The organism is Brevundimonas sp. FV1ps31S (assembly GCF_058681265.1).
This window is the reverse complement of record NZ_CM178735.1, coordinates 2,462,798-2,482,652: the sequence shown is the minus strand read 5'-3', so window position 1 is coordinate 2,482,652 and position 19,855 is coordinate 2,462,798. Positions and strand designations below refer to the sequence as shown.

The following is a 19,855-nucleotide window of genomic DNA, read 5'->3' as shown; positions in this document are numbered from 1 at the left end:
TCCACCCATCCTCGTGATGAACGAAGGGGGGCTATCCGGTCAACCGCGAGGCGGGCAAACGCCAGAGAAACAGTCGTGATCGCCGGAAGACGTGTCTCATTTGTTCCGGTGACGTCGGGGAAATCCAGAGGCGGCGCGTGCTTTTCCCGCCTTAATTGATCGGTTTCGCCCCGTAAAAGGTGCGGATCAGGCCCCATCTGCGGCCGGTTCGGTATTTCTTGAAGGTCATTCGAGTCCTGCCGGAACGGGTGGGACAAGACGGTGTTTTCCGACCGATGTTATGGAGGACACCTCATGTCTATGACCTATGCACAGACCAATCCCGCCATCGCCTCGACCGATAGCGTCGACGCAGCCGATGGCGTCTTCATTCCCCGTTACGCCCAGACCCGCCGCAAGAAAAAGCCGGTCCGGACCTGGATGATCATCGCGCCGATCGGGGCGCTCGCCGTGATCGGCACGGCTGCGGCTCTGGTGATGGGCGGCGGCGAGACCGCGCCGTCGCCTTCGGCCCAGGCTCCCGTTGAGACGCGCCAGGTCGCGCCGTCGGCGCTTGACGCGGTTGCGCCGACCCCGGCCCCCCTGATCCAGGCTACGCCCGCGACGGCTGCGGCCCCCGTGCAGGCGAGCCCGGTCCGCGCTGCGCCTTCGGCCCCCGCAGCCCGTACGGAACAGGCCGCCCCGCGCCGCGCTGCGCCGGTCACGACCCAGCCGCCGGCCTCGCGCGCCGAAACCCCGGCCGAACCGACAGGACCGCGCGCCTACAGCGCTTCGCCTTCTTCGGCGAGCGCAACCCCGGCCGCGCCGGCGATCCAGACCGCGCCGGTGGAGGCCCCCGTTCAGGCGCCGGCTCCCGCCATCGCGGTCCAGCCTCTGAGCTGACCGACCAGGACGGCCCCGACGCATCGTCGGGGCCTTTCGCCTATCGAGCGGGCTGGGCCGGATACTCCAGCCGGCTGACATCATAGCCCAGGGCGCGCGCCCTGTCGGTGAGGGCCTGGACCTCGGCGTCGCTGGGGACTTCCCGCGTATAGATGAACAGCCGCTCGAACGTCGGGTCCGCCGATATGAACCAGCTGTAGTCGTCGGCCCGGTCCAGCACCCAGTAGTCCCAGGTGACCAGGCCGTGCAGATAGCGGACCCGGAGCTTGGCGTTCATGCCAGGATCCAGGATACGCCCCCCGCCTTCGATGGCCTTCTCCTTTCCTTGCGGCGAACCGACCTGACAGGTGTCGCGCACGTCGATGCGGTCGCCGCCGACCGGGGTGTAGATCGACGCTCCCGCCACGCAGCCGTCCGTCAACCGGTCGGGCAGGCGGGCGATCTCCAGCCAACGCCCCGACCACAGCCGCTCCAGATCTATCGCCTTGGTCGGCTGGGGCGCCCGATATTCGGACGGCGACGGCGCGGTGACGCAGCCCGAAAGCGAGGCGAGCAGGCCGGCGGACAGCGCCAGGGCGGCGGTCGTGGATTTCATCGCGGACATCGGCTTTCTATTCTTGCCATCAAGGCGCAACACGCGGCCAAGGTTCCGTCACCCAAGTGCGGCACGATGGCGCCCGTCTCCAAAATCTCACAGCGACCACCAGTATCAATCGCTTGCGACCCATTGCACAGTATCGTTTTACGTCAGCGCTCTATGGAGACCTGACCTAGTGGACGCCGCTATCCTGACCGAAGCCCTGAACAAATCCGGCCTGACCCAGCCCGATTCCGCGCGGCTGACCCATCTTCAGCGCCTTGAGGCCGAGAGCATCCACATTATGCGTGAGGTGGCGGCCGAGGCCGAGCGACCGGTCATGCTGTATTCGATCGGCAAGGATTCGGCGGTGATGCTGCACCTGGCCCGAAAAGCCTTCTATCCGTCCAAGCCGCCCTTCCCCCTGCTGCATGTTGATACGACGTGGAAGTTCCGCGCCATGTACGCGATGCGCGAACAGGCCGCCGCCGATCTGGGCGTCGAACTGCTGGTCCACCAGAACCCCGAGGCTGTCGCGCGCGGGATCAATCCGTTCGATCACGGCTCGGCCCTGCACACCGACCTGTGGAAGACCGAGGGGCTGAAACAGGCCTTGTCCCTGCACGGCTTCGACGCGGCCTTCGGCGGCGCTCGTCGCGACGAGGAGAAGTCCCGCGCCAAGGAGCGGATTTTCTCCTTCCGCACCGCCGAGCATCGCTGGGACCCCAAGAACCAGCGGCCCGAGCTCTGGCGGCTCTACAACACGCGCAAACGGCCGGGCGAGAGCATCCGCGTCTTTCCCATCTCCAACTGGACCGAGCTGGATGTCTGGCAATACATCCACCTGGAGCAGATTCCGATCGTGCCCCTCTACCTCGCCGCTGAACGGCCGGTGGTCGAACGCGACGGCGCCCTGATCATGGTCGATGACGACCGGTTCCGGCTGCGCCCCGGCGAGACGCCGCAGATGAAGTCGGTGCGGTTCCGCACCCTGGGCTGCTACCCCCTGACCGGGGCGGTCGAGAGCACGGCCGCAACCCTGCCCGAGGTCATTCAGGAAATGCTGCTGACCACCACGTCGGAGCGTCAGGGCCGGATGATTGACCACGACCAGTCCGCCTCGATGGAGAAGAAGAAGCAGGAGGGCTATTTCTGATGGCCCACCAATCGGACCTGATCGCCCGCGACATCGACGCCTATCTGGACGCCCACCAGCACAAGAGCCTGCTGCGCTTCATCACCTGCGGCAGCGTGGATGACGGCAAGTCCACCCTGATCGGCCGGCTGCTCTACGACTCCAAGATGATCTTTGAGGATCAGATGGCGGCGCTGGAGGCGGACAGCCGCCGCGTCGGCACGCAAGGGGGCGACATCGACTTCGCGCTTCTGGTCGACGGCCTCGCCGCCGAGCGCGAACAGGGCATCACCATCGACGTGGCCTATCGCTTCTTCTCGACCGAAAAGCGCAAATTCATCGTCGCCGACACCCCGGGCCACGAGCAGTACACCCGCAACATGGTCACGGGCGCCTCGACCGCCGACGCCGCCGTCATCCTGATCGACGCGCGCCGGGGCGTCCTGACCCAGACGCGGCGCCACGCCTATCTGGTCAGTCTGCTGGGCATCCGCCATGTGATCCTGGCAGTCAACAAGATGGACCTGATGGGCTGGTCCCAGGGGGTGTTCGACGCCATCGTCGCCGACTTCTCCGCCTTCGCCGACCAGATCGGGCTTCAGGCCTTCGACGCCATCCCCCTGTCCGCCCTGCGCGGCGACAATATCACCGAGCCCAGCGCCCATTCGCCCTGGTACGCCGGCCCGCCTTTGATGAGCCTGCTGGAGACGCTGGAGGTCGGCGACGACCTTCAGGCCGATCCGTTCCGCCTGCCGGTGCAATGGGTCAACCGACCCAACCTCGACTTCCGCGGCTTCTCCGGCCAGATCGCCGCCGGGACCGTCCGTCCGGGCGACCCTGTCCGCGTCCTGCCGTCGGGCAAGACCTCAACCGTCGCCCGCATCGTCACCGCCGACGGCGACCTGGCCCAGGCCGTCGCCGGCCAGTCGATCACCCTGACCCTGGCCGACGAGATCGACGTCTCGCGCGGCGACGTCCTGGCCTCGGCCGACGCCCCGCCCGAGGCCGCCGACCAGTTCGAGGCCACTGTGGTCTGGATGGACGACGAACCCCTGCTGCCGGGCCGGCCCTACTTGCTCAAGATCGGCGCCAAACTGGTCGGGGCCACCATCACCGAGCCCAAGCACAAGGTGAACGTCAACACCCTGGAGCAGCAGCCGGCCAAGCGGCTTGAGCTGAACGAGATCGGCGTCTGCAACCTGTCGCTGGACGCCCCGGTCGCCTTCGCCCCCTATGTCGAGAACAAGGATCTGGGCGGCTTCATCCTGATCGACCGGATCTCGAACCGGACGGTCGGGGCAGGGCTGCTGAACTTCGCCTTGCGCCGGGCCCACAACATCCACTGGCAGGCCCTGTCGGTGGACAAGGACGCGCGCGCCGCTATCAAGAACCAGAAGGGCCGGGTCATCTGGCTGACCGGCCTGTCCGGCGCCGGCAAGTCCACCATCGCCGATCTGGTCGAAAAGCGTCTCTACGCCGACGGCCGCCACACCTATCTGCTGGACGGCGACAATGTCCGCCACGGCCTGAACCGCGACCTGGGCTTCACCGAGGAGGACCGGGTCGAGAACATCCGCCGCGTCGCCGAGGTGTCGAAACTGATGGTGGACGCCGGCCTGATCGTCCTGGTCAGCTTCATCTCCCCCTTCCGCGCCGAACGCCGCATGGCCCGCGACCTGCTGGGGCCGGGGGAGTTCGTCGAGGTCTATGTCGACACGCCCCTGGCCGTCGCCGAGCAGCGCGACGTCAAGGGCCTGTATAAAAAGGCCCGCGCCGGCGAACTGAAGAACTTCACCGGCATCGACAGCCCCTACGAAGCCCCCGAGGCGCCTGAGATCGTCGTGGACACCACCACCATGTCCGCCGAAGACGCCGCCGAACGGATCGTCGCCTGGCTGGACGGCCGCTTCTCGACCGAGGATTTCAGCATCTGATCGGGGCGGCGAGGGGGCTCAACCGTTCTCGTACCCCCGCCACCATTTGACGAAGCGTGGCAGGCCCTCGGCCAGGGTGACCTTGGGCCTGTACCCGGTCAGGGCGTTCAGCTTGTCGATATTGGCGTAGGTGGCGGTGACGTCGCCGGGCTGCATGGGCCGCATGACCTTCTCGGCCTCGGCGCCCAGGGCGTCTTCCAGGGTGGTGATCATCTCCATCAGGCCGACGGGCGAGCTGTCGCCGATGTTGTAGATTTCGTGCCCGCCCTTCGCCGGCGGATGGTCCAGCACGCCCAGGATCCCGTCGACGATGTCGTCGATATAGGTGAAGTCGCGCGCCATCTCGCCCTCGCCATAGACCTCGATCGGCTCGCCGCGCGCGATCTTTCGCGTGAAGCTGAAATAGGCCATGTCGGGCCGGCCCCAGGGGCCATAGACGGTGAAGAAGCGCAGGCCGGACTGGGGGAAACCGTACAGTTTGGCGTAGCTCTGGCTCAGCAATTCGCACGAGCGTTTGGTCGCCGCATAGAGCGACACGGGCTCCACCGTCGGATCGTCCTCGCGGAAGCCGCCGCCCTGCAGCGGCCGGTCGCCATAGACCGAGCTGGACGAGGCGTAGACCAGATGGGTCGCTCCGCCGTGCCGCGCCGCCTCCAGCAGCGACAGGTGGCCCGCCAGGTTGGACCGCTCGTAGGCGAAGGGGTTCTCGATCGAATACCGCACCCCCGCCTGGGCGGCGAGGTGGATGATCCGCTTGACCCCTTCGTCGGCGACCAGGGCGCGGATCTGTTCGTGGTCGGCGATGTCGGCCCGCACCATGCGAAAGCCCTCGCGCGCCTCCAGCCGCGCCGCGCGGGCCTCCTTCAGGGCCGGGTCGTAATAGGTGTTGAAATTGTCGACCCCGATCACCGTTTCGCCGCGGTCGAGCAGGCGCTCGGCCGTGTGCATTCCGATGAAGCCGGCCGCGCCGGTGACCAGGACGGGGTCCGCCATCAGCCGCGCCCGATGCCCGAGTATCTGAAGCCCTGGCGTTCCATGTCCTCGGACCGGTACACATTCCTCAGGTCGACCAGCACCGGCTGGTTCATCAGGCGTTTGACCCGGTCCAGATCCAGCGCCCGGAACTGGTCCCATTCGGTGATGATGACGACGGCGTCGGCGCCTTCGACGGCGTCATAGGCGTTGGCCTTCATGACCACGTCCGGCAACAGCTTGCCGGCCTCGTGCATACCCTCGGGGTCGAAGGCCTGGACCCGGGCGCCGGCGGCGATCAGGGCAGGGGCGATGTCCAGCGACGGGGCGTCGCGCATGTCGTCGGTGTTGGGTTTGAAGGTCAGGCCAAGCAGGGCAATCGTCTTGCCCGCGACGCTGTCGCCCAGGGTCGTCTCGACCCGGCCGGCCATGGCCTTCTTGCGCGCGTCATTGACCTCGACCGTGGTCTCGATCAGCCGCACCGGCGCGCCGTACTGCTGGGCCGTTCGGACCAGGGCGATGGTGTCCTTGGGGAAGCAGGAGCCGCCATAGCCGGGGCCGGCGTGCAGGAATTTGGAGCCGATCCGCTTGTCCAGGCCGATGCCGCGCGCCACCTGCTGCACATCGGCGCCGACGGCTTCGCACAGGTCGGCCATCTCGTTGATGAAGGTGATCTTCATCGCCAGGAAGGCGTTGGCGGCGTATTTGATCAGTTCCGATGTCCGGCGACCGACGAACAGCAGCGGGCTCTCGTTCAGGTTCAGCGGACGATACAGCTCGCTCATCACCGCCCTGGCCCGCACGCCGGGGGCGCTGTCGACGTCGTTGACGCCGATCACCACCCGGTCGGGGCGTTTGAAATCGCCGATGGCGGCGCCCTCGCGCAGGAATTCGGGGTTGGAGACGACCGCAAATTCGGCGGCCGGATTGGCCTTTCTGATGATGGCCTCGACCTCGTCGCCGGTGCCGACCGGCACGGTGGACTTGGTCACCACCACGGTGAAGCCGTCGATCAGGCCCGCGATCTCCTCGGCCGCAGCATAGACGTAGCTCAGGTCGGCATGGCCGTCGCCGCGACGGGTCGGGGTCCCCACGGCGATGAAGACCGCATCGGCCTCGCGAATGGCCTCGGCCCCGTCCAGGGTGAAGAACAGTCGGCCTTCCTCGACATTGGTTGCGACCAGATCGTCCAGGCCCGGCTCATAGATCGGGATCTCGCCCCGCTTCAGCCGTTCGATCTTGGACGGGTCCTTGTCGATACAGGTCACCACATGACCGAAGTCGGCGAAGCAAGCCCCTGACACCAAGCCGACATAGCCTGTACCGATCATCGCGACGCGCATTTGACGAACCTCTTGAACAATGGGTTTGCCTCTAGCGATTATTTTTGTGCGAGGCGATGGAGCCGTGACCGATACGGCCCAATTGATCGGGGATGCGTCTGGCGCGGACGCGCCGAACGTTCGGTCTAGCTTACGCTTCAGGCGCGGGGAGGTTATAGGGCCAAGGCGGCCTGGACGCCGCAGCCGCCGGCGAGACGCGACGTCAGGGCCGGTCCGTGGAGTGTGGAATAGATGGAACTGATCATCGGGCCCCGGACCTATTCGACCTGGTCGCTGCGCGGCTGGCTCGTGATGAAGCGCTCCGGCGCCGACTTCGCCGTAACCGGCGTCCGCTATGAGACCGAGGCGCAGAAGGCGGCGCTGCGGGACCTCTCGCCGTCCGGGTTCGTCCCGGTCCTCAAGGTGGACGGGGAAACGATCTGGGATACGCTGGCGATCGCGGAATGGGCCAACGAACACTACCCTCAAGCCCGCATGTGGCCCGCAGATCCTGCGGCCCGCGCCATGGCGCGGTCGGCGACGGCTGAAATCCACTCCGGTTTCGCGGCGCTGCGGAGCGTTTGCGGTACGGCGCCGGATCGGCCCATGGTCGGCGACGCCCGCTCCGAGACCCCGTCCGATCCGGCTCTGGATCGTGACCTGGCCCGGCTGGTGGCCCTGTTCGGACAGATGCGACGCCGGTTCGGCGCCGGCGGGCCGTGGCTGTTCGGCGACTGGTCGATCGCCGACGCCTTCTACACGCCCGTCGCCGCACGCCTGCGTCATTTCCAGATCGATCTCGCCGATCATGGCGACGACGGAACCGCCGCCACCTATGGTGCGGCCCTGCTGGCCCAGCCCGACTTCCGCCTGTGGGAATCCAAGGCCCTGGCTTAACGCTCCGGAAACCAGGCCCGCGCACCGGCCGTTAAGCGGACGGCGTTATTCGTGATCTAAGCGGAACCGGATGTTCCGACCGGGAGAGGCTGATGCGGGGTCAGGTTGTCGATGCGAGCCACGCCAACAAAGTGCGGATCGACGCGGTTCCGTCGCCGGTGATCAATCCTGTGATCCGCTACGGTATCGCCGCCGTCGTCGGCTTCGCCCTGTGGGCGATGCTGCTCACCGCCATCTTCTGAGCGTCTTCTACTGGTCGGCGGCGACCGTGGTCGCCTGGGCCACCAGGAGCGGCTCGGCGGTCGGCGCGGGCGGGACATAGTCCAGCGAGATCGGCACCCGCTGAGCGCCTGACGCCACCGCGTCCAGGGTGTTTAACGGTCCGCCGAACAGGCGCTGGTAGATCCAGTAGCTGGCGACGACCTTTTCCACATAGTCCCGCGCCTGCGGCACGTCGATCGTCTCGATCAGCAGCAGCGGATCGGCGTCCGGCCCCAGTTTGCGCACTGCCGTCAACATCGGACCCGGCCCGGCGTTATACGAGGCCACGGCCCGCAGCAGGTCGCCCTCGAAGGCCGGCAGTTGGAGCATCCGATTGATATAAGCTTGGCCCAGCCGCATGTTGGTGGCTGGAACCAGCAGCTTGGACGGATCGGTGACGAAGGTCCGGTCGCCGGTCATCTCGGCCGCCGTCGTCGGCATCACCTGCATCATCCCATAGGCGCCGGCGCTGGACCGGGCCTCAGGATTGAAGTCCGTCTCCTTGCGCGCCAGGGCGTAGACCAGCGCCTTCTCGATGACGAAGCCGCCTTCCGGCTCGAGCGCCGGCATCGGGAAGCGCGTCGCGTCGATCCGTGTCGCGTCGCCGCCATTGCCCGACATCATCACGCGCGCCAAGGCGGTCCACATCCGTGCGGCGTCGCCCACGGCCGTGCGCAGGCCAGACCTCAGCTCGTTTTCGCCTTCGCTGCGGCGGCCGACTTCATAATAGGCGACGGTGCGTTTGGCGCGGGCGTCGCCCTGGACGAAGGCCTCCAGTTCATTCGCCTCCACCCCGGCGCCCTCGGGCACATAGACGGCGCGCTGCAGGCGCGGCTCGGCGCGATAGGGGCGGGGCCCCAGGTTCTCGATTGCAGGCTCCTCGCCCAGCTGACGCAGGGCGATCTGACCGTAGAAGGTCGCGGGCCATTGGGCCGACAAGCGCAGATAGTCTTCCACCCGGTCCTGCCGGCCTGACTGGGCGGCGGCGCGCGCGGTCCAGAAGGCGGCGCCGGCGCGCACCCACGGGTCCTCTGTCGGATCATTGGCGACCCGTTCGAAGGCCGTGAAGGATTCGTGGAACTGACCCAGCCTCCATTCCGCCAGTCCGACCGTCCACCAGTCGCCGATCTCGCGTCCCAGAGCCGAGGCGCCGGTCAGGTCGTCGTTGTTGTAGGCGATGCGCGCGGTCTTCATCGGATCGACGGCGGGTTCGCCCGACACGGCGGAGACGACGCTGTTCCAGGTTCGACCCAGCAGGCCGCCGGGCTTGACCGGCTCGGGCGCGCCGTCCGGGCGGCGGCGCAGGGCCAGGGCGTAGACGCGGCCGGCGCAGGGCAGATCGGAATAGGTCTCCAGCCAGGCCGTCAGTTCCTCATAGGTGGCGACGTGGTCGGGATGAAACAGGCTTTCGAACTCTACCTGACCCAGCAGAACCCGATCCTGAGCCTGTCGGGCCGAGGCGCGGGCCGCCTCGATATCGCCCCGCCGTAGCGCGTCGAAGGCGGTGGTGTAGGACAGGCGGTCGGCCGAGCTCAGGGCCGTGGGACGGGTGGAACCGGAAGCGGCGCCGGACATTCCGTCAAAAGGCGTCTCCGCCACCGCCGAGCCGGCGGCTGCCCAGCCTGAAGCGCCAAGCGCAAAAATCAACGTCGAGGCGAGACTTGCCCGGCGGAACATATTCATACGCGGCGGCCCCGTTGGCGTCGCCCTGCCCGTTCTCGTCAGGCGGGGATCGTGTGGCGTTGGTCGTCAAACGACCAGCATGCCTTAAAGCGGCGGTAACCTCAACCTGCGCCGTCCAGCCGCGCCGAAAGCGCCAGCAGATCGGACCAGACCTGCCGTTTCGCCTGGGGCTGTCGCAGCAGGAAGGCCGGATGCAGGGTCGGCAGGGCAGGGGTCGACAGCCCCCCTTCCGCCAGCCGCCATTCGCGCCACTGGCCGCGCATCTTCATGATCCCGTCTTCGGTTTGCAGCACCGACTTGGCCGAGGCCGCCCCCAGCAGCAGCACCGCCTTGGGCTGGAGCAGGGCGAAGGCGCGCTCGACGAACGGGGCGCAGACGGCCTGTTCCTGTGGCGTGGGGGTGCGGTTGCCGGGCGGGCGCCAGAAGACGGTGTTGGTGATGAAGACCTTGCCGGTCAGACCCGCCGCCGCCAGCATCCGGTCCAGCAGTTTGCCGGCCGTGCCGACGAAGGGCTGGCCGACCCGGTCCTCGTCCGCACCGGGCCCCTCGCCGATCACCATCACCTGGGCGTTGGGATCGCCGCGCCCGAATACCGACTGGGTCGCGCCCATGCCGCGCAGGGAGCAGCCCTCGAACGCCGCCACCGCCGCCGCCAGATCCTGCAGCGTCGCGGCGCCTGCGGCCAGACGACGCGCCTCGGCCACGGCCGCTTCGGGCGTGTATCCGCCGATGGGGGCGACCACCGAGGCGGTGGCTTTCTGCACCGCCTTCAGGGCCGGGGCCGGGGCCAGATGAGTATGATCGACCGGCGCGTCGCCATAGCAGGCGTCCACCCCCGCATCCCGCCAGAAGGCGAGCAGGCTTTCGACTGCAGCGATGTCATGGGGTTGTGCGTTCATGTCCAAGGTACCGATAGGCCTTGACCGCCCTCGCGTCACCTTCCGATAAGCGGCATAACCACACGAACAAGCTGGATTTCAGGGGAAGACATGGCCGAAGAAGCCATCGAGGGCGGCGCAGAGAACGCCCGCCAGGAAGCGATCATCGACAATCTGCCGCCGCTGGAGGCGCTGCAGGGTGTCGAGCGCGAGGTCATGGAATATGACGTCGTCATCGTCGGCGGCGGCCCTGCGGGCCTGTCCGCCGCCATCCGTCTGAAGCAGCGGGCGGAAAAGGACGGCAAGGAAATCTCCGTTGCGGTGCTGGAAAAGGGCGCCGAGGTCGGCGGCCATATCCTGTCGGGCGCCGTGATCGATCCCAAGGCGCTCAACGAACTCTTCCCTGACTGGAAGGACCGCGGCGCGCCGCTGGAGACGCCGGTCACCAAGGACAGGTTCCTGCTGCTGGGCCCGCAGGGTTCGGCCGCCCTGCCCATGCCCCTGCTGCCGCCCTTCATGCACAACCACGGCTGCTACATCGCCTCGCTGGGCAATGTCTCGCGCTGGCTGGGCGAACAGGCCGAGGCGCTGGGCGTCGAGGTCTATCCCGGCATGGCCGCCAGCCATGTGGTCTGGGAAGATCAAACTGGTCGAGTGAAGGGCGTCGTCGCCGGCGTCTTCGGCATCGACCGCGAAGGCAAGCCGACCGGCGACTTCCAGCCGGGCATCGAACTGCACGGCAAATATGTCTTCATCGCCGAGGGCGTGCGCGGTTCGCTGGCCAAGACAATTATCGCCAAACACAAGCTCCAGGACGGCAAGTCGCCCCAGAAATACGGCATCGGCCTGAAGGAGCTGTGGCAGGTGCCCGCCGAACAGCACCAGCCCGGCCTGGCCCAGCACACCACCGGCTGGCCGCTGGACGAACACACCGGCGGCGGCAGCTTCATGTACCATTTCGGCGACCGCTATGTGGCTATCGGCTACGTCGTCCACCTGAACTACAAGAACCCCTTCCTGTCGCCGTTCGACGAGTTCCAACGCTTCAAGCACCACCCTTCCATCGCCCCGCATCTGCAAGGCGGCACGCGCATCTCCTACGGCGCGCGGGCGATTACGGAGGGCGGCTTGCAGTCGATTCCGAAACTCAGCTTCCCCGGCGGCGTCCTGATCGGCTGCTCGGCCGGCTTTGTGAACGTGCCCCGCATCAAGGGCAGCCATAACGCCATGAAGACGGGCATGCTGGCCGCCGACGCCGCCTATGATGCCGTTCAGGCCGGGCGCGGCGGGGATGAACTGGTCGAGTACCAGACCGCCTTTGAGAAGAGCTGGGTCTACAAGGAACTGTCGGTCGTTCGGAACGCCAAGCCCCTGTTGTCCAAGTTCGGCACCACCCTGGGCGGGGCGCTGGGCATGGTCGACATGTGGTGCCGCACCCTGCTGGGCGGCTGGTCGCCGATCCCGACGCTGCAACACGACAAGACCGACGCCGCCTCCACCGGCCTGGCCTGCGACTATCAGCCGATCGTCTACCCCAAGCCGGACGGCAAGCTGTCGTTCGACAAGCTGTCGTCGGTGTTCATCTCCAACACCAACCACGCCGAGGACCAGCCGGCCCACCTGAAACTTTTGGACCCGTCCAAGCCTATACAGGTCAACCTGCCGAAATATGGCGAGCCGGCGCGGCTGTATTGCCCGGCGGGCGTCTACGAGGTCATGTATGCGGACGAGGTCGCCAAGACCGACCCGCGCTTCGTGATCAACGCCCAGAACTGCGTCCACTGCAAAACCTGCGATATCAAGGATCCGTCGCAGAACATCGTCTGGACCACGCCCGAGGGCGGCGGTGGCCCGAACTATCCGAACATGTGACGCAACGTCTCTAACCCGCTCATGCCAGCGAAAGCCGAGACCCAGGTCTTTGGGCGAAAGGCGCTCGAGGTCGAAGTCCGGTGGTCATCCGACGCACCGGGGGTGTGAAAGCACTGGGTCCCGGCTTTCGCCGGATGAGCGGAGTTGGGGAAGCAGCCATCCGCCCTCTTGCGGGGGCGGATGAAAGCGTGAAGGGTCGCGGCATGATCGCCTCCCGTTCGCGCCTGTTCGCCGCCTCCCTGACCGTCCTCGCTCTGGCCATCGCTCAGGGCGCGGCGGCGCAGGATTTGCCCGCCGGATCCTTCCAGACCGACCCGAGGCCGGCGGGGCAACTCGGCCCTTCGATCCAGTCCGGGCCCGAGCCGTCACCGCCCGCCATAATCCTGCGTCCTGACCAGACGCAGGAGGACGCCGTGCCCGGCGCCGCGCCCGCCGAGGATGAACCGGAAGACGGCGCGCCCGAAGTCGATACGCCCAACGGAGACCCGGCGATCGACGTCGTGATCAATGACGAGCCCGCCGACCCGCCCATACCCGAGGTGTGGTCGCCGATCCCGACCGACGCCCAGGGCCGCAGCGCCTATGGCCTGTATCTCGCCGGCAAGCTGGCCCTGATGACGGGGGAGGGGGAGAAGGGCGCCACTTGGCTGGCCCAAGCCAACGCCCTTACGCCGGAACAGCCGCGCGTGCGCGAACAGGCCTTCACCTCGGCCCTTCTGGGCGGCGACCTGGATGTCGCGGCGCGTCTGGCCCCGATCGCCGACGCCTCGGCCGCCTTCACCGAGGGCGGACGGTTGATCTCCGCCGTTCAGACCTTCGTCCGGGGCGACGCCCGCGCCGCCAACGCCGCCCTGGCCGCCCGGCCCATCGCCGCCCCCCACAGCCGCGCCGGCCTGATGGTCGCGCCCTGGATCGCGGCGGCCGCCGGCGACTGGACCCGCGCCCTGGCCGCGCCCCCGACCCAGGGCGACGCCCTGACCCTGGCCTTCGCCCGCCAGAACCGCGCCCTCCTGCTTGAACGGCGCCGGAACTACGCCGAGGCGGGAGCCGAGCTGAAGGCCCTGTCCGACCTGCCGACTATCGGCGCCCTGTTCCACCGTCCGTACGGCGAGTTCCTGGAGCGGCGCGGCAAGCGGGACGAGGCCCTGGCCGTCTATCAGGCCGCTGTTCAGGGCCGAGCGGTCGATTTGGCCACGACCCGGGCGCTGAAGCGGCTGCAGGCCGGCGGTCGGCCGCCGGCCGCGCCGGACTTCCGCCGGGGCGCCGCCCAGGCCCTGGCTACGGCTGCGGCCCAGGCTGCGGCCGAGCGCGGCAATGAGTTCGCCGTCGTCTATCTGCGTCTGGCCCTGAACCTGCACGAGGACGCCGCCACCCAGATCCAGCTGGCCCAGGTGCTGGACCGGATCGGGCTGAAGGCGGCCGCTCGGACCGCCCTGTCGCGCGTCGGCCCTGAGGACCCGGTCCTTTACGCCAACGCCCGCGCCCAGCTGGCGTTGAGCCTGGCGCAGGACGATCAGTCCGATGCGGCCCTCACCGAGCTGCGCGCCGCCGCCGCTGCTCAACCCGACGATCCGCGCATCGCCCTGGTCATGGCGGGCCAGCTGATGCAGCTCGAACAGAATCAGGCCGCCCTGGACCTGTTGAACGGTCCCTTGCTGAACACCCCGGACCAGGGCGCGCAGATCCATTTCCTTCGCGGTGCGGCGCTGGAGTCCCTGGACCGTATTCCCGAGGCCGAGGCCGAACTGTGGGCCGCGCATCAGGCGGATCCGAACGACGCCGACACCCTGAACTACCTCGGTTATCTGTGGGTGGACCGGGGGCTGCGCGTCGACCAGGGCGCGGGCCTGCTGGCCCAGGCCCATGCTGCGGACCCGGAAAACGGCAACATCCAGGACTCGCTGGGCTGGGCCCAGTTCAAACAGGGCTATTTCGACACGGCCGTCGTCACCCTGGAGGAGGCTGCGGACAAGGAGCCCGCCAACGCCGAAATCAACGATCACCTGGGCGACGCCTATTGGCGCGTGGGGCGCAAGCGCGAGGCGGTGTGGCTGTGGAAACGGGTGCTGAGCCTGGATCCCGACGCCGACCGCAAGGCGGATGTGGAGCGCAAGATCGCGCAGGGCCTGGACGACGCCGCGCCGGCCCAGGGCGTCTCGCAATAGACCCCATGCCCGCGCTTTCGGCCCTGGCCCCGGCCAAGATCAATCTGTTCCTGCACGTCGGCCCGGTGGACGCTTACGGCTACCATCCGCTGTGCAGCCTGGTCGCCTTCGCCGACATCGGCGATGAAATCGCGGTCGAGGCGGCGGATCGGCTGTCCTTGACCGTGACCGGCCCGTTCGGCCTTGGCCTTGCGGCCGAACCCGACAATCTGATCCTGCGCGCCTTGCGTCGCTTCGGCCAGGCCGCCGGGATCGGCGAGCCCCGGCTGAAGGTGACGCTGGACAAGCGGCTGCCGATCGCCGCCGGCCTAGGCGGCGGCTCGTCCGACGCCGGCGCGGCCCTGAAACTGGCGCGCCAGGTCCTGTCGCTCGACATCGACGACGCGGCCCTGGAGAGGCTCGCCGCCGAGATCGGGGCGGACGGCCCCATGTGCCTGCGCGCCCGCACTGCCTGGGCCGAGGGCAGGGGAGAGGTCTTGACCGAGGAGCCGCGCCTGGCGCCCCTGCCGGCCGTCCTGTTCAATCCCGGTGTCCCCTCGCCGACCGGCGCGGTCTATCGCGCCTATGACGCCGGTCCCGCCCGATTGGCCGATCGGCCCGATCCGCCTGCCGGATGGAGCCCGCCCGTCGTGATCGACTGGCTGGCGGGACTGCGCAACGATCTTCAGCCGCCCGCTGTCGCCCTGACCCCCGCCATCGCCGAAGCGCTTGCGGCCGTGGCGGCGGCGCCCGGCGTGGCCCTCGCGCGCATGTCCGGCTCGGGCGCGACCGTCTTTGGACTGTGCGCCACGGCCCCGGCGGCGCGCCAGGCCGCCGCGCACCTGGCCGAGACCCATCCCCAGGCCTGGGTCCGGTCGACCGGTTTGGCTTTGCAGTAATGTCGTCCGATTTGTGGCCGAATACTCTAGATTGAGGCCGCGATGCGCGTGGATCGCCCGGATTTTACCGCGATCATCACGAAAGTTACAGTTTGTTTCAAAATTCCGGAACCGGATCACCGGTCCCCGATTTGAACGGCAGTTCCGATGACTGGAACGGATCGCGGCTTCACCGGCGCGGTCTCAAACAGGAAAGAGGATAACCGCCATGCTTCGTGCAAAACGGCTTGCCGCCACCGCCGTCGTCGCCCTGATCGCCGCCCCCGCCTTCGCTCAGGAAATGACTCCCCCGACCTCGCCCCCGACTTCGGGTCCGTCCTCAACCCAGACGCCGGCCGCTGATTCCGCGCCGATGGACGCCGCCGCGCCGACGGCTCAGGGCGCTGCGCCCGCGGCCGCGCAGACCGCCCCGGCCGCCACGCCTGCTGCGGGCGAGTCCGTCGTAGACGTGCTGAAATCGAGCGGCCAGTTCACCACCCTGCTGTCGGCGCTCGACGCCGCCCAACTGACCGAGACCCTGGCGACCCGCCCGGCCATCTCGATCTTCGCCCCGACCGACGCCGCCTTCGCCGCCCTGCCGGAAGCGGAACGCACCCGTCTGATGGACCCGGCCAACGCCGCCGAACTGCGTCAGCTCCTGCTGTATCATGTCATCGTCGCCGACGTGACGCCCGACCAGATCGAAGGCAAGCGCGGCGGCGTGCCGACCGCCGCTGAGAGCCAGGTCTTGCTGGACGGCACAGGCGAGATGATCAAGGCCGACAACGCCACCGTGGTCAGCGCCGAACTGGACGCCTCGAACGGCGCCGTCTTCCCGATCGACCAGGTCCTGAACCCGGCGAACTCGCTGGCCGCCATGGGCGATGAGGAGGCCGCAACCGCGCCCGAGACGGCCCCCGCCGACGACGCCATGCCGGCGGATTCCGCCGCGACCACCACCCCTATGGCGAAGCCACCGGTTCCCAACACCACGACGGGCGAGGTCCCAAATCCCGCCGCCCCCCCGCCGGTTTCGACCCCCGACGCCGTGGATGGCGCCGCCGAAGGCGACACCACGCCGCAATAAGGCTCGATCTGCAAGCCAGAGCGTGTTGAAGCGGAAGACGGCGGGCCCTATGGTCCGCCGTCCTTTTTTCAGCCCCTCCCGAGCCCGATTTGACCACCCCGACCGAGCCGCTCGCCTTCCAGGATCTGATCCTGACCCTGCACCGCTATTGGGGCGATCAGGGCTGCGCCATTCTCCAGCCCTATGACATCGAGGTCGGGGCCGGCACGCTCCACCCCGCCACCGTCCTGCGCGCGCTCGGCGCCAAGCCGTGGAAGGCCGCCTATGTCCAGCCCAGCCGCCGCCCCGGCGACGGCCGCTATGGCGAAAACCCGAACCGCCTCCAACACTATTACCAATACCAGGTGATACTAAAACCGAATCCGGACAATCTTCAGGAGCTGTACCTGGGGTCGCTGGCGGCGATCGGGATCGATCCGAAGCTGCACGATATCCGCTTCGTCGAGGACGACTGGGAGAACCCGACCGTGGGGGCCTGGGGCCTGGGCTGGGAGGTCTGGTGCGACGGGATGGAGGTGACGCAGTTTACCTATTTCCAGGGCGTCGGCGGCATCGAGGTGGACGTGGTCTCGGGCGAACTGACCTACGGGCTGGAGCGTCTGGCCATGTATGTGCAGGGCGTGGACAACGTCTATGATCTGAAGTTCACCAAAGAAGGCCTGACCTACGGCGAGGTCTTCCTCGAGAACGAGCGCCAGCAGTCAGAAGCCAACTTCCACGGCTATGACGTGGACGGTCTGAAGCGCCGGTTCGAGGACATGGTGTCGGAGGTTTCGCGACTGCTGGACATGCGCGGCCCCCAGGGCCAGCCCCTGGTCCTGCCGGCCTATGATCAGGTGCTGAAAGCCAGCCACCTGTTCAACCTGATGGACGCCCGCGGCGCCATCGCCGTCGCCGAACGCCAGAGCTACATCGGTCGCATCCGCGAACTCTGCAAAGCCTGCGCCCTCGCTTATGTTGAACAAGAGCGGAAAACCGCCTGATGCCCCAACTCCTTCTCGAAATCTTCTCCGAAGAAATCCCCGCCCGCATGCAGCAGGGCGCCGCGCGCGACCTGGAGCGCATGGTGTCCGACCGGCTGAAGGCCGCCGGCCTGACCTGGGACGCGCTGACCACCTATGCCGGCCCGCGCCGTCTGACCCTGGTGATCGACGGCCTGCCCGCCGCCACGCCCGACCGCGAGGAAGAGGTCAAGGGCCCGCGGGCCTCGGCCCCGGACCAGGCGCTGGAAGGCTTCCTGCGCAAGACCGGCCTGACCCGCGATCAACTGACCGAGCGCGACGGCGTCCTGTTCGCCGTCCTGTCGTCCAAGGGCAGGGCGACCACCGATCTGGTCGCCGAGACGGTGGACCAGGTGATCCGCACCTTCCCCTGGCCCAAGTCGATGCGCTGGGGGTCCGGCACATTGCGCTGGGTTCGTCCAATCAAGCGCATCCTGTGCATTTTTGACGGCAAGGTCGTGCCGTTCGAGATCGACGGCATCCAGTCCGACGCCATCACCGAGGGACACCGATTCCTCGGCTCGGGCCAACTTCTGAAGGTCAGCGACTTCGTCGACTACCGCACCCAGCTGGAGAAGAATTTCGTCCTGATCGACGTGGCCGACCGCAAGCTGCGCATCCTGGAACAGGCCAAGGCCGCCTGCGCCGCGCGCGGTCTGACGCTGGTCGATGATGACGGCCTGCTGGACGAGGTGGCGGGCCTGGCCGAATGGCCGACCCCGATCCTGGGCGACATGGACCCGCAGTTCCTGGCCCTGCCGCCCGAGGTCGTGCGCCTGTCGATGAAGGTGCACCAGAAATATTTCGCCGTCCGCGATCCGTCGAAGGAGGGCCTGGCGCCCAACTTCCTGGTCGTCGCCAATGTCGAGGCGACCGACGGCGGCAAGGCCCTGGCCGCCGGCAACAGCCGCGTCCTGTCCGCCCGCCTGAACGACGCCCGCTTCTTCTGGGACGAGGACCAGAAGGTCGGCTTCGACGCCTGGAACGCCAAACTGTCCGGCGTCACCTTCCACGCCAAACTTGGCACATTGGCCGAACGCGTCGAGCGGATCGCGGCGCTGGCCCGCGAGATGGCGCCCCTGGTCGGCGCCGACGCCGACGAAGCCGAGATGGCGGCGCGCCTGTCCAAGGCGGACCTGCTGTCGGGCATGGTCAGCGAATTCCCGGAACTGCAGGGGATCATGGGCGGCTATTACGCCCGTCTGGCCGGCCATTCCGACGCCGTCGCCGACGCCGTCCGCGACCACTACAAGCCGCAAGGCCCCGCCGACACGGTCCCGACCGCGCCCGTCACGGTCGCCGTCGCCCTGGCCGACAAGCTGGACACCCTGGTCGGCTTCTTCGCCATCGACGAAAAGCCGACGGGGTCGAAGGATCCGTTCGCGCTGCGGAGAGCGGCGCTGGGCGTGATCCGGCTGGTGCTGGAGAATGGTGTGCGGTTACCCCTCACGGAGGCGACAGCCCGCCAGTACATTCGCGCCTTGATCGACATGCTGAGGTGGGCTGGCGACAAGCTTAGCGAGCAGACCATTGCCCAAGTCCGTAGGGCCGGCTTCGAAGAGGTCCTCAAGATTGATCAGCACATCGGCGCTTCGATCGCAGAGTTTGAGGCTAGGTTAGAGCAAGGTCTTTATCCATCCGTCGCAACCGCCGACCTCGTCGGCTTCTTCGCCGACCGCCTGACCGTCCTCCTCCGTGACCAGGGCCAGCGCCACGACCTCGTCGCCGCCGTCTTCGCTCTGGGCGACGACGACCTCGTCCGCATCGTGCGCCGGGTCGAGGCCCTGGCCGCCTTCCTCGCCACCGACGACGGGGCCAATCTGCTGGCCGGCTACAAGCGCGCCTCCAACATCCTGCGCGCCGAGGAGAAGAAGGGACCGGTTCCGACCGGCATGGTCCAGACCGGCCTGCCGAACCAGCCCGAGCCCGAGACCGTGCTGGCCTTCGCCGTCGCCGCCGCCCGCACCGCCGTCGAGGCTGCGCTGGAGACCGAGGATTTCGCAGCCGCCATGACCGCCCTGGCCGGCCTGCGCGCCCCGGTGGACCGGTTCTTCGAGGATGTGCTGGTCAACTCCGACGTGGCGGAGGAACGCGACAACCGGCTGAAACTGCTGGGTCAGGTGCGGGACGTGATGGGGCAGGTGGCGGACTTCGGACAGATCGCGGGCTGAGCCGGGCCCCCTCCGTCTCGCCGCTGCGCGTCGATCCACCTCCCCCAAGGGGGGAGGATTTCGGTCATCACTGCGCATTCCTCCCCCGTTGGGGGAGGGGGACCGCCGCGCCTCTTGCGCGGTGGTGGAGGGGGCCTGCCGCAGACGAGGTCTAGCCCCAC

16 protein-coding genes are annotated in these 19,855 nt (G+C 67.9%); 11 read left to right on the top strand and 5 right to left on the bottom strand.

The features are described 5' to 3' along the window. Window positions 1–294: 294 nt before the first annotated feature. Window positions 295–882: a hypothetical protein gene (locus tag ACVPT3_RS11790; RefSeq protein ID WP_492041072.1), complete on the top strand. Its 588-nt coding sequence runs from the start codon at window positions 295–297 to the stop codon at window positions 880–882. A 40-nt stretch (window positions 883–922) separates the two neighbouring features. On the opposite strand, the gene ACVPT3_RS11785 is transcribed toward ACVPT3_RS11790, so the two are convergent. Next, window positions 923–1,486 (bottom strand): lipocalin family protein, encoded by a 564-nt coding sequence (locus tag ACVPT3_RS11785; protein ID WP_492041071.1) that lies wholly within the window; start codon window positions 1,484–1,486, stop codon window positions 923–925. A 169-nt stretch (window positions 1,487–1,655) separates the two neighbouring features. On the opposite strand from ACVPT3_RS11785, the gene cysD reads away from it, so the two are divergent. Together cysD and cysN are read left to right on the top strand one after the other, a co-directional pair. After that, window positions 1,656–2,615, top strand: a complete 960-nt coding sequence (cysD, locus tag ACVPT3_RS11780) for a sulfate adenylyltransferase subunit CysD (RefSeq protein WP_492041070.1) — start codon at window positions 1,656–1,658, stop codon at window positions 2,613–2,615. Continuing rightward, window positions 2,615–4,528, top strand: coding sequence for a sulfate adenylyltransferase subunit CysN (gene cysN, locus ACVPT3_RS11775; protein WP_492041069.1), 1,914 nt, complete (start codon window positions 2,615–2,617; stop codon window positions 4,526–4,528). Before cysD ends, cysN begins: the two co-directional genes overlap by 1 nt. Window positions 4,529–4,546: 18 nt before the next feature. On the opposite strand, the gene ACVPT3_RS11770 is transcribed toward cysN, so the two are convergent. Both ACVPT3_RS11770 and ACVPT3_RS11765 read right to left on the bottom strand, forming a co-directional pair. After that, entirely contained in the window at window positions 4,547–5,521 is a 975-nt protein-coding gene (locus ACVPT3_RS11770) for an SDR family NAD(P)-dependent oxidoreductase (protein ID WP_492041068.1), read from the bottom strand. After that, complete coding sequence (locus ACVPT3_RS11765) at window positions 5,521–6,843, bottom strand: UDP-glucose dehydrogenase family protein (protein ID WP_492041067.1); 1,323 nt, start codon at window positions 6,841–6,843, stop codon at window positions 5,521–5,523. Before ACVPT3_RS11765 ends, ACVPT3_RS11770 begins: the two co-directional genes overlap by 1 nt. Window positions 6,844–7,074: 231 nt before the next feature. Here ACVPT3_RS11765 and ACVPT3_RS11760 point away from each other — a divergent pair, with 231 nt between their 5' ends. Beyond that, entirely contained in the window at window positions 7,075–7,719 is a 645-nt protein-coding gene (locus tag ACVPT3_RS11760; RefSeq protein ID WP_492041066.1) for a glutathione S-transferase, read from the top strand. A gap of 92 nt (window positions 7,720–7,811) precedes the next feature. Next, the gene (locus ACVPT3_RS11755) at window positions 7,812–7,961 is read left to right on the top strand and encodes a hypothetical protein (RefSeq protein ID WP_492041065.1); all 150 of its coding nucleotides are present in this window, start codon (window positions 7,812–7,814) and stop codon (window positions 7,959–7,961) included. A gap of 7 nt (window positions 7,962–7,968) precedes the next feature. On the opposite strand, the gene ACVPT3_RS11750 is transcribed toward ACVPT3_RS11755, so the two are convergent. Then, the gene (locus ACVPT3_RS11750) at window positions 7,969–9,555 is read right to left on the bottom strand and encodes a lytic transglycosylase domain-containing protein (RefSeq protein ID WP_492041064.1); all 1,587 of its coding nucleotides are present in this window, start codon (window positions 9,553–9,555) and stop codon (window positions 7,969–7,971) included. Between the two features lie 209 nt (window positions 9,556–9,764). Next, window positions 9,765–10,562, bottom strand: a complete 798-nt coding sequence (locus ACVPT3_RS11745; RefSeq protein ID WP_492041063.1) for a uracil-DNA glycosylase — start codon at window positions 10,560–10,562, stop codon at window positions 9,765–9,767. A gap of 195 nt (window positions 10,563–10,757) precedes the next feature. Here ACVPT3_RS11745 and ACVPT3_RS11740 point away from each other — a divergent pair, with 195 nt between their 5' ends. The 6 genes from ACVPT3_RS11740 (at window position 10,758) to glyS (ending at window position 19,694) form a co-directional block, all read left to right on the top strand. Then, window positions 10,758–12,413: an electron transfer flavoprotein-ubiquinone oxidoreductase gene (locus ACVPT3_RS11740; protein ID WP_492043818.1), complete on the top strand. Its 1,656-nt coding sequence runs from the start codon at window positions 10,758–10,760 to the stop codon at window positions 12,411–12,413. 203 nt (window positions 12,414–12,616) lie between these two features. Beyond that, the gene (locus ACVPT3_RS11735) at window positions 12,617–14,578 is read left to right on the top strand and encodes a tetratricopeptide repeat protein (RefSeq protein ID WP_492041062.1); all 1,962 of its coding nucleotides are present in this window, start codon (window positions 12,617–12,619) and stop codon (window positions 14,576–14,578) included. Between the two features lie 5 nt (window positions 14,579–14,583). Further along, window positions 14,584–15,456, top strand: coding sequence for a 4-(cytidine 5'-diphospho)-2-C-methyl-D-erythritol kinase (locus ACVPT3_RS11730; protein ID WP_492041061.1), 873 nt, complete (start codon window positions 14,584–14,586; stop codon window positions 15,454–15,456). 208 nt (window positions 15,457–15,664) lie between these two features. Beyond that, window positions 15,665–16,522 carry a fasciclin domain-containing protein gene (locus ACVPT3_RS11725; protein ID WP_492041060.1) on the top strand — a complete coding sequence of 286 codons (858 nt, stop codon included), beginning with the start codon at window positions 15,665–15,667 and terminating at the stop codon, window positions 16,520–16,522. An 89-nt stretch (window positions 16,523–16,611) separates the two neighbouring features. Next, a complete protein-coding gene (locus ACVPT3_RS11720; protein ID WP_492041059.1) occupies window positions 16,612–17,505 on the top strand; it encodes a glycine--tRNA ligase subunit alpha in 894 nt (297 codons plus the stop codon). Beyond that, window positions 17,505–19,694, top strand: coding sequence for a glycine--tRNA ligase subunit beta (glyS, locus tag ACVPT3_RS11715; protein ID WP_492041058.1), 2,190 nt, complete (start codon window positions 17,505–17,507; stop codon window positions 19,692–19,694). The genes ACVPT3_RS11720 and glyS overlap by 1 nt, the downstream gene beginning before the upstream one ends. Window positions 19,695–19,855 lie beyond the last annotated feature (161 nt).